This is a genomic window from Breznakibacter xylanolyticus (assembly GCF_003254275.1).
Classification (GTDB): domain Bacteria; phylum Bacteroidota; class Bacteroidia; order Bacteroidales; family Marinilabiliaceae; genus Breznakibacter; species Breznakibacter xylanolyticus.
Genome location: NZ_QKZK01000013.1, coordinates 107,642 through 122,792, shown reverse-complemented (window position 1 = coordinate 122,792; position 15,151 = coordinate 107,642). Strand labels below are relative to the sequence as shown.

General features: G+C 41.5%; 7 protein-coding genes. 6 read left to right on the top strand and 1 reads right to left on the bottom strand.

The window, feature by feature from the left end; genetic code table 11:
- The coding region (locus LX69_RS09545; RefSeq protein ID WP_146260703.1) for an Ig-like domain-containing protein at nt 1-7,519 on the bottom strand (7,519 nt) is incomplete at its 3' end.
- 592 nt (nt 7,520-8,111) lie between these two features.
- Here LX69_RS09545 and mnmE point away from each other — a divergent pair.
- The 6 genes from mnmE to LX69_RS09515 all read left to right on the top strand — a co-directional run bounded on the left by mnmE (nt 8,112) and on the right by LX69_RS09515 (nt 15,147).
- Nucleotides 8,112-9,521, top strand: a complete 1,410-nt coding sequence (gene mnmE, locus LX69_RS09540) for a tRNA uridine-5-carboxymethylaminomethyl(34) synthesis GTPase MnmE (RefSeq protein ID WP_111445794.1) — start codon at nt 8,112-8,114, stop codon at nt 9,519-9,521.
- 240 nt (nt 9,522-9,761) lie between these two features.
- Nucleotides 9,762-10,490, top strand: coding sequence for a helix-turn-helix domain-containing protein (locus LX69_RS09535; protein ID WP_111445793.1), 729 nt, complete (start codon nt 9,762-9,764; stop codon nt 10,488-10,490).
- Nucleotides 10,491-10,506: 16 nt separating this feature from the next.
- Nucleotides 10,507-11,661: a tyrosine-type recombinase/integrase gene (locus tag LX69_RS09530; RefSeq protein ID WP_111445792.1), complete on the top strand. Its 1,155-nt coding sequence runs from the start codon at nt 10,507-10,509 to the stop codon at nt 11,659-11,661.
- Between the two features lie 297 nt (nt 11,662-11,958).
- Nucleotides 11,959-13,062 carry a hypothetical protein gene (locus LX69_RS09525; protein ID WP_111445791.1) on the top strand — a complete coding sequence of 368 codons (1,104 nt, stop codon included), beginning with the start codon at nt 11,959-11,961 and terminating at the stop codon, nt 13,060-13,062.
- 120 nt (nt 13,063-13,182) lie between these two features.
- Nucleotides 13,183-13,545, top strand: coding sequence for a helix-turn-helix domain-containing protein (locus tag LX69_RS09520; protein WP_111445790.1), 363 nt, complete (start codon nt 13,183-13,185; stop codon nt 13,543-13,545).
- A gap of 213 nt (nt 13,546-13,758) precedes the next feature.
- A complete protein-coding gene (locus LX69_RS09515; RefSeq protein WP_111445789.1) occupies nt 13,759-15,147 on the top strand; it encodes a DUF3987 domain-containing protein in 1,389 nt (462 codons plus the stop codon).
- Nucleotides 15,148-15,151 lie beyond the last annotated feature (4 nt).

The following is a 15,151-nucleotide window of genomic DNA, read 5'->3' as shown; positions in this document are numbered from 1 at the left end:
TGGGCTCGTTCATGGTGGTCGGTGATGCGGACAGATTCACCGTTGGCGCAGCGTCATTGTCGCGGATGGTCACTGTCACGTTGGGTGATGTGGTGCCGGCAATGGCGTTCACCAACCCAGTACCCAGCGAGACAATCACGGTCTCATCGTCTTCATCCAAAACATCGTCAACAACGGATAGCGTGATGCTACCGGTGGTCGAACCGGCTGGAATGGTGATGGATGTGGCTGAATGGGTATAATCTGATGTCAACGTGGCTGTGCCGCCAAAGGTCAACGGAATGGTCACGTCAAGCAAAGACGCATAATTTAATGACGCAGTGATTGTTAAGACATCACCGCTATTTTCTAAAATTGAAACTTTATTTACCGACAGATTTACGAACGGATTACATCCATTCAGAATCGACTTCACTGCGCGACGGGCAGTTGACTCGCAGCCATTCCATGTCTGTGAAGAATAATAAGTTGCATTATTAACTAATAGCTTTGAATAATCCAATGGTAAACCACCCGAAATCGCACTATACCACTTCACGTTATCACCGGTCACGACCAAATCACTTAAAGTAGGTGATATCGTCGAGCAGAAACTCTGAGAAGCATCCCCCACAGGAGCACCAGGAATAACGGTAACTAACACTTCGACCGAAGTCCGATCTACGCTAGCACAACCGGTAGCTGTTCGATAAGATTCGGCATAATAAGTTTCACCATTCGCCAACGCATAACCACTTGACAAAACAGCACCCCCAACAGGCGTCGCATACCAACGGACAACAGAACCTGAAGGAGCAGTTGCACTTAAATCACTCAAGACAGCACTACCGCAAAAAGACTGCACAGCATTCGCCACAGGGGCATCAGGAGAAGCATTCACAGTCACCGATACCGAATTACAAATAGACACTCCACAACCATTTTGATATCGGGCATAATAAACCGTTGACTCTTCAGGAGATGATATACTTAGAGGATCACCACTTCCAACAGAGGTCAATCCACAACTACCGGAAAACCATTGCAAGGTGGTTCCTGAGCCCCCGACTGCAGAGAGTTGAATTTGATCCGGATCATTTGCGCAAAAATTATTTCTATCGACAGATAATGAAGTTGGGGCAACCGCCAGTGCAATGACATTGACATCAACAGAAACGCACTCCGACACGCCACACGAATTAATCCACCTTGCATAGTAAGTAGTCGTTACTTCGGGTGACGCGATAGACAACGCATTACCGGTACCAATCGATGCCCCGCCACAACTTCCGGCAAACCACTGCAATGTAGTTCCACTGCCTCCCACCACTGTGAGTACGACATTCCCGGCATCATCGGCACAAAAATTATTACGACTCACCGAAGCAGAAACCGGTGCCACCGGCAATGGGGTGACCGTCAAAGATGCATTGGATGAATTAAGCGGGCAAACGGTATTCACAGTTGAATAAACACGTACCCGATAAAGGTTCCCATTCATAGATGAAGGAACCTCAGAAATATTTAACGGCTTTGAATTGGCGCCACTGTATGCGCCAGAATTTAACAAGTTACTCCAACTACTGCCATTATCACCACTCACCTGCCATTGATACTGAACGGTACCAGAAGGGACAGTAGCCGTCGCACTATAAGACGCGTCAGTACCTTCACAAAGTGTCACGTCTGTCGGTTGAGAGGTAATCGTCGGACTAACGGTATTCAATGTAATTGTAGCAGTTGAACTATTGGTCGCACCAATACAATTGGCAGAAGAACTGATAACACATCTAAACTGCTTATTATTAATCGATGAGACATCAGAAATATTAAGGGTATTGGTATTCACAGAAGAATACAATCCTGCATTGGTTAAATTATCCCAAGAACCTCCGTTATTGATTTGCCACTGATAAACCAAACTAGGACCGGAAGCAAACAAAGTCAAAGAAGTAGGAATTCCGGCACAAGCAGAAGTGTTGACCGGATTCGCATTGATTGTAAGACTATTATTATTAGAAACCAAAACCGCAGCAGATGTGGTGACAGCAGGCAAGCAATAACCAGTAACAACACATCGGTACTGATTATTATTTAGCGCTGTAGATGCAGACGAAAGTTGCAATGTTGCAGAAGTAGCACCACTATAAATCCCACCATTATTAATGGACGAAAAATTGATTCCATTGTCAGTACTTACTTGCCATTGATAACCGGTCACTCCTCCAGTTGCGACAACAGAAAACGAGGCCAGAGCATCAGCACAAACCCATGAACGAATCGGAGCTACAACAATCTCAGGAGGATAATTGACGGTCAGCACTGCTGCATTACTAATGGCAGCCGGTAAACAATCAGCACCAACCACACAGCGATACTGATAATCAGTCATCGACCTGAGTACCCCTTTCAATATTAATGAAGGCGAATTAACTCCTTCATACATCGAGCTATTATTCAGATTTTCAAAGGTCACTCCGGCATCAGTACTACACTGCCACTGGAAAGAATTAGCATTGGCAGATGCAATCACCGAAAACTGATGATAAGCACCTTCACACAATATTTCACTCAATGGATGAGACAACACAGCAGGAACTTCGTCAGACACAACAGCCGATACAGCGACCCGATTGGGAGTCCGACATCCATTATCATACGCTTCTACATAAAAAGTGGTGGTAGCGGAAATCAGAGTCGTAAACGATGTCCCACTACCAATGGCGGCACCACCGGATGGTTGACCATACCAATTAACAGAACCAGAAGATGGTTCAGCCCAAAGCGTCTCCAATCCCTGACCACAACGCGACGTCTGCTTCACGTTAACAATATAAGGTGCCGCTTTAACGGTCAACACAGCCGATGATGATGGTGAAGAAGCAACACAGCTGCTTGACAGCATACATCGATATTGATAACCCGACATCCCAACAACCACATCTGTAATGTTAAGAACCGATTGATTCACCTCCGGATAACGAGCTGATGCAGAAAGATTACTCCACCCGGAACCTGTATTAATTTGCCATTGATAATTAACTCCTGAACCGGTCGCAAATACAGAAAAACTAGCGGGTGTACCCACACAGACAGTCGTGGCTACCGGCTGGTTCACCACAGAAATAGTTACCGAGCCAACCGAAAGTACAGCAGCAGAAGAATTAACGGCAATACCACAACCACTCGACACAACACAACGATAACGATATCCGTGCATGCCTACCGCAGGAGCCTTCACCAACAAATTTGCCGTTGATGTACCCTCATAATTAACCCCATCTACGATAGATGAATAAGAAACACCATTATTAACACTAACCTGCCACTGATATAACAGTGAAGCCCCCGAAGCAACCACAGAAAACTCGGTCGACTGCCCCGCACAAACCGACTGATTGACGGGTTGTTGCCCAACAACGACCTCACTATCATCCACCAACAAGATGGCAGCATCGGAGTATTTAGTCCCACAAGGCGTTGTTAACTCACAACGAAAACGAGCATCATGCAATGCAGCAGACACCGATGAAATATTTAATTGAGCTGAGCTCACGCCAGAATAACCCCCGGCATTAGAAAGATAACTCCACGTCACACCCTGATTCACACTCACTTGCCAACGATACTCTAAAGAAGTACCGACAGCACCAACGTTAAATGAAACAGGGTTTCCGCCACACACACTTTGATCAAGCGGCTGTTCTGTAACTGTAGCACTGACGCCCATCACATTAACATAAACAACTCCACGAGAACAAGCCACACCTGAAGCATTGTCACACACTTCAAAAACAAATCGATCAGAACCCACAAAATCGGATGTTGGAACATAAGTATATGCCCCATTAGACAAAATAGTCACAGCCCCATGTAATGGCTCAACAACAGGGGTGGTCTTTACAGAAATCGTTTGACCGCCATTCAAATCCCGGGCATTCGCCAGCAAAGTGGCACCGGCTACCGACGTATTCATAAATGTATGAATCGCATAATCAGTAACGGACGGATAATAATTTTGTGAAGCGGAATAAACCGGTTCGATGCTAATTTTTAATGAAGCGGTTTTGCAAATCTGACCAGACTCATTATTATCACAAACGACATAATCAACCGACACAGTACCCACAAAATAAGAAACTGGAGTAAAAGTACAACTCCCATCGGCAGCAAAAACCAATTGGCCGGCATTCACAAACGAGTGTCCAAAACGGTCTATCCCGGGAAGCGTCATCGTACCACTAACTTGCTTGATCAACTTGTTAGAAGGATGAACAAATCCCCCAAAAATCAATCCATCCCCCTGAGGATCAACATCATTCAATAAAACATTTACAGATATAGATTGCCCCATGTAAGTAATCAAATGATCACTCACAGGTGTCACATCGTTAACATCATCGCACTTAGCCATTACCTGGATGAACAGGTTGGCAAACGCAACAGATGAATAAACGTGATTATCAGCAACTTTATAAACTAAATTCACTGAGCCCGAAAAATCAGCAACCGGAGAAAAGGTATACTCGCCATTTGCAGCAACAGCAATGGTCCCAGCATTGGCCACACGGACTCCATCCAATGCGATGCCGGAAACAGGAAACGCCCCTAACGAAACATAATTAAGCGAAGCTGGGTCAAATATCCCAAGAAAGGATAAATCATTTCCTTGCACATCAAAATCATTCCACAATACATTGCCAACAACAGGCATCCCCATTTGAGTGAATGCATTGTCGTTGCCTGCAACAACATGATTAAAACATCCCAAAAACCCGGAAGGTAATTGAGCTTTCGTAACACTTACATCAACATAACCATCAGCACCTGACGTTGCGCCATAAGCGATTAAGTTATCGGCCGTTTTACCTGAAATCCCACCTTTAGCACGAGTGGCATAATTAAGCGCCGAGGTGGCATACACAATTCCCCCGCCACCACCACCACCGGGACCGTGTGGTGCTGTTGCAGAATTGGTACCACCATTCCCGCCATTGGCAAGCACTTTTACATTCGAAAGCTGATTGTCAGATACAATTAACACAGAACCACCAGCGCCACCACCACCAGACGCATCGTTTCCAACGGTATTATTGGCATCAGCACCACAAACATCAATGGTTCCTGAACTTAAAACAGACTTGGCATAGACGATTACGACACCACCACCGGCAGCACCGCTACTGGCAAAACCACTACCAGGTGTTCCGGTTCCATCATTGGTAGAAGCAGCTCCCCCCCCACCACCGAATACCAAACGACTGGCCGATGCAGCAATAAAAGGAGCACCTGGTTCACCACCATAAGGTTCAGAAGTATCCCAGGCATTTCCACCTTTTCCGCCAAAGCCACCATTGGCTCCGCCACCGCCACCGGTATTCTGATTGTTACTTCCACCACTATTTCCATCGGTACCCCCCCCACCACCGTTGGCAGGGGCTCCTTGCCCGTAACTACCTTGTGGATAACCCTCCACACCAGTATCCAAAAGCGTTCCTACATTATTCACATAACGGGGAGTCCCTGCAATCCCTTCCCCTTTTGAGCCATTAACGCCAGATGTTGAAAGAACTCGATAATCATTATCATTCAAACCAGTAGTTCCATTTCCCCAAAGCCGACGTCCAGCGCCTCCTCTAAAACCCTTACCTTTCGCATCAATGGTGTGTCCATTCATATTAAACTCATTTAGCACCTGAATGCAACACACCCCACCAACGGCTCCATTCCAAGCAGGAACAATAATATCTGCTGCCAGTGTTAAATTAAAATATTGAGGCACCCTGATGACCTGAAAACGACGTTGCCCCGATGAAGCCGAAAAATTCGCATTCACATATCCATTTACCAATGGGGCAGCTAAATTCAAAGTCCCACCGGTTGTCGACACCGAATTGGATGCAATCACAAATTCATAAGTCCCGGCCGAAAAATTTGTATTGAACAACAACCCATTGCCATATCCACCGACAACACCATCGCCATAACTATCATTATTAGAAGTATTGATATCGACCCCCTGCATTTGGATTACCAACAACTTATCACCCGCAGTGATTGCAGTCTGATTCCCCAATGCATAGACAGCCCCTAACGAGATAGAAGTAGCACCCGCACTCACGGAAGCACTTCCCGGGAAGTATGTATTGGGAACAGTTGATAAACTGGTTGAAACAGCGACTGCATTCTCGCAGGCAGGCATTGGCACACTTTGCTTATTGATAGTAATGAGCGCCGATGCCGTATCACATTTAGAGGGAGAGCCATCATCGCAAACGGCATAAATAAATATATCGTTCCCGTAATAATTAGCTTGCGGTGTATAAGTAAACAGGCCATTTTCACTAAGCGCAAAGGATGCCGCGTATGAGGGTGCAGCAATTAATGAAACGCCTTCAGTCAGGACATTATTCTCTGGATCGAGATCATTAAGCAACACATTACCACTGACCGCACTATTTTGGGTGGTCACAAAATAATCATCCCCGGCAACTGGACCATTATTCACCGCTATTTCACACGATGTGCACAAATCGGTTCGCACAGGTGGTGTAAATGCATTTTTGGTCACCGAACTATGCGGAGCAACCGTTTGGGTGTCCATGATTTTTCCTGCCGGAAGACCGGTATCATAAAAATTGATACCCAAACCATCATCTCCAAATTTTGCCCCTGAAGCATTTGTTGTTGCTCCAGTAAAATAATAGTTTCCACTGCCGGTCACAACGCCACGATTCATAAAAATCACCCCCCGCGTTACACCATCTGAAGATTGAAACCAAGGACAGGACGCTGAATTGGTAATCGTTTTTCCGGGCGCATCGACAAATACATATCCATTATTTTTAAAACCACCTAAATTCGTATTATTATTGGCCAGGTTTCCATCGGTAACGAAAGAACAGTAGTTCTCAAAAAAAGATCCGACACCGGCAGTAAAAGTTACGTTTCCGACAACACTCACCTTGCCATAATTGACAAAACTGGATCCATTGCTAAAAATTCCACCAATAGAGATAACCCCGTAGTTATATAAATTCGTTGAATTATTGGCCGTAAAACTATCCATGAATGTTAGCGCACCACTATTCGAGAACGAAGACCCCACCTTACTCAATGTAAAAGCACTTGAGAAAGTCATACTGGCACCTACATAATTCACAATGGTTCCGATACCATTGAAAGAAACGATTCCATTAAAAGTCACCACCCCATGGTTCTCGGCACGAAACCCTTTATTGGAAGAAAAAGCAGGCAACAAGGCCGAACTACCCGAAGCCACAACAATGGTTCCAGCCAAATCATTCGGCATTGATGAGGGATTAAATGCCGCTCCACCGGAAACACAAATGCGAGCACCTAAGGGGAAGCTGGTAATGTTCCCGGTAAACGTACCGCCGGTAATACACAACACATCAGTATTGGTTAAAGCAATATTTGAACTGCTATTGCTACTCAAGGTCATGGTGCAACCATTGCATTGAGCTCTTACTCCCAATGACACAACCAACAATATGAACAACAGGTAAAACTTCTTCATAGAATCACATATTTCAGACAAACACTTAATAACCTCGCAACAAGGATATTAAAGCCATACAATTAACACATAAAAAAACCGAACTTTCAACCACAAAATTAGTCTATTTAGACAACATCCATTAAAACTACACAAAAAACAGGTTACACTTTTACACTGATTTAACACAATTTTATCAACTTCGCCCATTTGACGACCAACACATCATTTTAGTAGACGAAATATCAATGAATCTAATCAGAGACACACAAGAGCATGATTATGGGAAGAATTGAAAAAGAACAATAGGACATCAGTACCATCCTTGTGTTGTTATCACAAAGTCGGAATTCGATCCTACGGAAAGCGACAAACACGACGATTACGTTGCTATCGTAATTCGACACAGCAGCTTAGCTTCAGCAACGAAAGCGCGAAAGCGATTTCACACATGCAATAAAAACTTTGACATACAATCACATACCAAACTTAAACCGCGCAAAACGACATGAATCAACCAACCAACACGAAAGAGAAAACAGTCGAGACAAAGCAGATGAAGGCTTGAAAATCGACCTGATTTAATACTTTTGCAGTTCATACAACATCAAAAATGCAAACACCCCCCACCATTTGTGCCATCAGCACCGCCCAGGGCATGGGCGCCATTGCGGTCATTCGCCTGAGCGGATCGCAAGCCATCGCCATCACTGACACCGTGTTTCGATCGCCCAAAGCAGGAAAAATGCTTGCAGCACAAAAAGCGAACACCGTGCATTTCGGCACCCTTCATGATGGGGTCAAGGAGATTGACGAAGTGGTGGTGGCTCTGTTTCGAGCTCCACATTCATTCACCGGCGAAGATGTGGTGGAAGTGTCGTGCCATGGTGCAACCACCATCCAACAACAGATATTGCAACTATTTATACAGCAAGGCGTACAACTGGCCAAGCCTGGAGAATTCACCCAACGAGCCTTTTTGAACGGCAAGATGGATTTAAGCCAGGCCGAGGCAGTGGCCGACCTCATCGCAGCACGCAGCGAAGCGGCACGACGCGTGGCTCTGCAACAGATGCGCGGCGGCTTTTCCAATGAACTGGCACATCTGCGGGACCGTTTATTGTGGTTCACCTCATTGGTCGAACTGGAGCTGGACTTCAGCGAAGAAGATGTGGAGTTTGCCGACCGGAGACAACTATTTGCATTGGTGGAAGAACTGGATGACCATCTGAAGCGCCTGACCGATTCATTCACATTGGGCAACGCCATCAAAAACGGCATTCCGGTGGCCATCGTGGGTCACACCAATGCGGGCAAATCGACACTGCTAAACACGCTCCTTAATGAGGAGCGAGCCATCGTGAGCGACATTCATGGCACCACACGCGATGTGATTGAAGACACGCTCAACATCGAGGGCATTACCTTCCGCTTCATCGACACGGCCGGCATTCGCAACACCACCGATGAGATAGAAGCCATTGGCATTGAGCGCACTTATGCCAAAATAGGAAAAGCCACCATCGTGCTGCTGATGCTTGATGCACGCGACAGCAACGAAAAAATTCACGAAGCGGTATCATCAGTCAAAAATAAAATGACCAGCCAGCAAAAGCTGATTGTGGCAGTGAACAAAAGCGATCTACTGACGGCAGACGAACTGGCACAACGATTTACACCCGATGAATTTAGTGAACTGGCCGGGACCGATGCCATTGTGCCCATCTCGGCGAAACAAAAAACCAACATACAATCACTCACACAAGAACTTATGAACACCGTTAATCTTGGAGCCATCGACAACGACGAAGTGATTGTGACCAACGCCCGCCATTACGAAGCACTGCAACAATCGAGAAATGGGCTTCAACGCGTCAAACAAGGTCTGACAAGTGGGATTTCGGGCGATTTTCTCTCACAGGACATCCGAGAAGTGCTCGACTATTTAGGGGCGATCACAGGTCAAATCAGCAGCAACGAAGTACTGGGGAATATCTTTAAAAATTTCTGTATCGGAAAATAGGCATCACCAAACAAACACACAACATCTATAAACAAAACACACAAAAGCCTTGTATTACAAGGCTTTTGTCATTTACATCTCTTTAATATTTCATAATTTGTTTTGTCATTTTTTACTCATTTTTGTACCTCATTTGTACCTCTTGATTAAATTCAAAATATTTGTACCTTCGCTTAACCAAGTTGGCTCTTTTATGGCACACTGAGACACATTGAGTCACATAATGACACACTCTGACACATGAGTACAACCATTGAAACTGAGCGTATTTGCGAATATTGTGGGGGTAATTTTGTCGCCAAAACAACGGTGACAAGATATTGCTCTCACAAATGTTCATCCCGTGCATACAAGCAACGGGTCAGAAATAACAAAATCGAAAAAAGCTGTCAAGAAACACGACAGACAATACAGAAACCAATTGAAGAACTGAAAGCAAAAGATTTCTTAAATATGCTTGAAGTTCAAACACTTATTGGGGTAAGCAAAAGAACTCTTTATCGGATGATAGAACGCAAGGAACTCATCATTGGTAAATTTGGCAGGAGAACGGTCGTCAGACGTTCAGATATTGAAACTATATTTGGAAAACCCTATAACAAACCAACCCAAAAGGCAAAAACACCAATTACTGAATTCTATACACTAAAAGAAGCACAAGACAAACACAACATTAAATACGATTATCTTAACAACATCATACAAAAACATAAAATTCCCAAAACCACGTTCAACGGAAAAACATACATATCTAAAGTTCACATAGATAAGTATTTCAAAAAGATAGAAGAAGAAACCGAGCATATCACCAATTGGTACTCTATTCAAGAAATACAAGAAAAATACAATCTATCCAGAGATCAAATTTATTTAAGAGTACATGACCATCACGTACCAAAACAAAAAAATGGACGGTTTATAAAGATATCGAAGATACATTTTGATGAAATTATGACAATCAGCATCTAACGTAAACCCTAAAACTATGACTATAAAAGTAAAACTCAGACAGAAACCAATTAAAGGAAATAAACAAAGTCTCTATCTCGATTTTTATCCTCCCATTCAAAATATTAAAACAGGGGAACTCACCAGAAGAGAATTCCTAAGACTTTACATTGTCGATAAGCCAAAAACACCAATTGAAAAACAACACAACACAGACACACTCCGAATAGCAGAAAGTATTCGAATCAAACGTGAAAACAACCTTAACAAACCTGAAATTTACAGCCAGTTTGAAAAAGAACAATTGCGTCTCAAAGAACTGGGAGAACAGAGTTTTGTTGATTATTTTCGAAATTTAACAGAGAAAAGAGACGGTTCTAATCAAAAATGCTGGTACTCAACCCTGAACTATCTTGAATCATTCTCTAATGGAAATATGACATTTTCAGACTTATCAGAAAAATATCTGGAAGGCTTTAAAGAATACCTTTTGACCACTACAAGCAATAAATCAGAAAAAGCCAAACTTTCAAACAACTCAGCCCTATCTTATTTCAATAAAGTCAAAGCAGCATTGAAACAAGCTTATAAGGATGGATTAATCCAAGTTGATTTAAATGCGAGAATCAGCCCAATTAAGGAAGCCGAAACCAGACGGGAGTATTTAACAATTGAAGAATTGAACCAACTTGCCAATACTCCATGCAATAACGACTTATTAAAACGTACTGCACTTTTCTCAGCCTTAACGGGAATGGCATTTAAAGAAATTCAAAATTTAACATGGCAAGATATTTCACATATCGAAGGTCAGGGTTATTTGATTTTAACCAAAAGACAAAAAACGCAAAGAGATAACTATCTGCCAATTTCAGAACAGGCATACAGCTTGTTGGGTGAAAAAGGCAATGCAACCGATAAGGTATTTAACGGATTCAATTATTCGGCCTACCAAAATAAGCATCTTTATCACTGGATTGGAGCGGCAGGTATCACCAAAAACATCACCTTTCATTGCTTCAGACATACATTCGCAACCTTACAGTTATATAACGGAACGGATATCTATACCGTCTCGAAAATGTTAGGACATAAGGATCTTAAAACCACGCAGGTGTACGCTAAAATTGTTGATGATTCGAAGCGAAAAGCAGCTGATAAAATAAAAATTGACTTCGCCAACAAATCATAACACACTGTCTATAAGCACTCAACAACCAAACAACAACTATTAAGCGCAAATTCAAAATTCAAAAAAAGCTCTTTTAAGCATCTAAAATTCAATGTACGCTCAATTAGAGCCCAATATCATTGAGCGCTAATTATCAACATATTACAATAAATACAATCAGACAACAAAACACATCTATCTGTAAATCAACGCAAAACAAAACACACAGCACAATTGAGCGTTATATATCAACCCCTTACAAAACCAACACTAATACTTCAAACATTTAGCCTTAATCATTGATTAAAATCAACCTCAATGGAACAACAAAAAAACACAGAAAAATTCAACATTGCAGAATATAGTTACACAGCAAAATCACACGAAGAATACTTCACGGAAAAATTCCAATCCAGATGGAGTTTCAACAAGCAAATATTTACCGACCTCACAAAAAGAAAATACGTTAAACTATTGCCAGAAACAAGACAATTGGCATTTGTGAAATTTGACAAATCGAAAGAAACACCAAACTTAACTCCTTTGGCATTAAAAATTACTCCACTTCAATTTTTCAATCTGTTTTATCACGAATTGGATTTTATCATTGCCAATAAATCCACCCCCCTCTCAATAGCTCCTCGGCTACAAAAAATAAAGATGTACTTTCATGACAAGCTCTATTTATATCTCAAATTGATTGAATTATTAAAATATGAAAAAGATCAGCAGTTAGAATTTATTGCAACAGAGATTGAAGATCAATTTAATCGTGTATTCCTATCACACCTTAGGACAAGCAACAATGCACAAAAATCAGCAAAAGAAACTATTGACGTATATAAATCAATACTTTACACCAATAATAGCATTGAAGAAAGATATGACATGTTGTTGCAGTTTAAACACTTCAATCATCAATTACATTCTGATGCACACATTGATTCATATATTCGCGAAGAATGGTTATCTAAAGAAATCGAATACCATCGTGATTTAATTAACAATGGTATTAAAACCATGCCACCACAGGAGGTCGAGGGATTACAAGAACTTCGAAATATTTTTACTGATGAAACGACGAAGGATAATAAGGAATCCAACATTGATAAAGATCCCCAGATTAATATTCCTGCTAAATTTTATGCATTATATCATTGGATTCTAATCGAAATGGGGCTTGAAAAAAATTTCACGTGTAACGAAAGTGATAAATACATTCGTAAAGACATCGAGAATTTTGTGATTAACAAATATCCACAAACAAGTCCACAAGGATTTTACAGGGCTTATATAGAAATTGATATAACAAACAAAAAAGCTATCGTTAATAATTTTGGAAATAATTACAAAAAACACATCATTAAAATATCAAACAATAATGCAAGAATCATCGACCATTTAAAGAGGTATCCAAATTAAAATACCCAACACATTTCACAACTAATTTATTTTCAATTCATAAAACACAGGTAAAATACCTGAATAATACCCAAAGGATACCTGAATAAATCTTTGAGAAAACTTAATAAATTCTCATAGATGAAAAACATTGTATTTAGCACACGCAACATTGACGACTTAATTAATGATTTAGCAAATGAAGTTGTTAAAAGAATTGAAGTTAAAACTTCTCAATCACAGATTGACTCAAAAAAAAATGACGAACTACTTTCAATAGAAGAAGCCTCGACATTTTTAAAACTAACTGTACCCACAATATACAGTAAAGTATCAAAGGGTGAGCTTCCTGTAATGAAACGAGGCAAACGCCTTTATTTCTCGCAAAACGAGTTAATGGACTATCTCAAACAAGGTCGGAAAAGAACCAATGAAGAGATAGATGCCTTAGCAAATTGTCATTTGTCGAACCTTAATAGCAAAGGAGGACATCATGGCAAATGAACATTTACAGAACCCAAACACCATCGGTTCTATTAAATACTACGTATTGTTCAATCCGGAACAAAGAGCCTTTCACATCGAAACTGAAAGCGACTATCAAAAACGTCCAATAAACGGATACTGTATTTGTAATGTATGTAATTCCCGTGCCGAATCGGAACGAATGTTGAACAGACTGGTGCACGTATTTACGTCAGAAAGGAGTTGGGAACAATGACTGAGCAAATACAATCATCCATTGGAATTAATGACATTAAAGGGGAAATGGCTAAGTTGTTGAGTGGTGTCAAAAAAGGAACAAGTTCGTTTCCTGTTGATGCTTTTCCGTTGCCAATACAGCAGATTATTCAAAATACTAATGAAAGCTTAGATTTTCCTGTGGATTTTATTGCATCCTCTTTGCTTTTTGCCTCTTCGGTTGCCATTGGAAATACTCACATGGTGGAGTTAAAAAAGGGATTTCAACAAAGTGCCGTTATTTATCTTGCCATTGTTGCACGAGCTGGGACAAATAAAAGTCATCCCCTTTCTTTTGCCATTCAGCCAATTGAAGCGAGAGACAAACAATCATATCGGGTTTATGAGCAAAAGAAACTCGATTATGAAACGGCAATCAATCTGTCGAAAAAAGAACGGCATGAACAAGCAATTGATGAACCTGTAAAACCAGTCTGGGTAAAATTCCTTTTGTCGGATTCTACTCCCGAAGCTCTTGCCGAGATTCATAAGTTCAATAAGCGTGGGATTGGAGTGTATGTTGATGAGCTGGCAGGATGGTTTAAGAATTTCAACCGTTACAATAAAGGTAGTGAAATGGAATTTTGGTTGAGCGCATGGAGTGCCAAACCAATCAATATAGACCGAAAAACAGGCGATCCAGTCTTTATTCCGTTACCTTATATTTCAGTTGCAGGAACTATTCAAAACGGTGTATTGCATGAATTGGCAAGGGAAAGTCGAACGCAAAACGGTTTTATTGACCGTATTTTATTTGTCTTACCCGACAATATTCAGAAACCATATTGGAGCGAAAAGGAACTCGACCAAACAGTAATCGATAACTGGAATTTCATCCTGTCAAAACTGCTTGATTTGAGTTGTCGCTTGGATGAAACATCAACCCCCAAACCTCAAATTCTTTATTTCAGCCCTGAAGCCAAGCAGATATTATTTGACTGGCAAAAATACAATGCCGATTTATGCAACAATGCCGATAATGATATGCTAAGTGGAATGTATAGTAAAATGGAAATGTATGCCATTCGGTTTTCACTCATCATTGAAATGTTGAATTTTGCTTGTTTGGAAGGCAACAAACAGTGTATTAGCGTCAAAAGTGTCAAATCGGCAATAAAACTGACTGAATATTTTAGAAAATCGGCATTAAAAGCGTTTTCGATTATTTCAAATGTGAATCCATTGGACAAATATTCCGAAGAAAAGCAAAAGTTGTATAATACACTCCCTGTAACGTTTACAACAGAACAAGGAAATCAAATCGCATTGCATATAGGCATTGCAGAACGCACGTTTAAGCGTTTTTTGAATGAACCTGACTTGTTTAAAAGAATCAGACTAGGAGAATATGAAAAATTGGTTTAGCAAA

Bases quoted from the DNA above. Each gene is read 5' to 3' on its own strand.
- mnmE (WP_111445794.1), top strand. From the start codon at position 8,112: ATGCAAACACCCCCCACCATTTGTGCCATCAGCACCGCCCAGGGCATG.
- LX69_RS09535 (WP_111445793.1), top strand. From the start codon at position 9,762: ATGAGTACAACCATTGAAACTGAGCGTATTTGCGAATATTGTGGGGGT.
- LX69_RS09530 (WP_111445792.1), top strand. From the start codon at position 10,507: ATGACTATAAAAGTAAAACTCAGACAGAAACCAATTAAAGGAAATAAA.
- LX69_RS09525 (WP_111445791.1), top strand. From the start codon at position 11,959: ATGGAACAACAAAAAAACACAGAAAAATTCAACATTGCAGAATATAGT.
- LX69_RS09520 (WP_111445790.1), top strand. From the start codon at position 13,183: ATGAAAAACATTGTATTTAGCACACGCAACATTGACGACTTAATTAAT.
- LX69_RS09515 (WP_111445789.1), top strand. From the start codon at position 13,759: ATGACTGAGCAAATACAATCATCCATTGGAATTAATGACATTAAAGGG.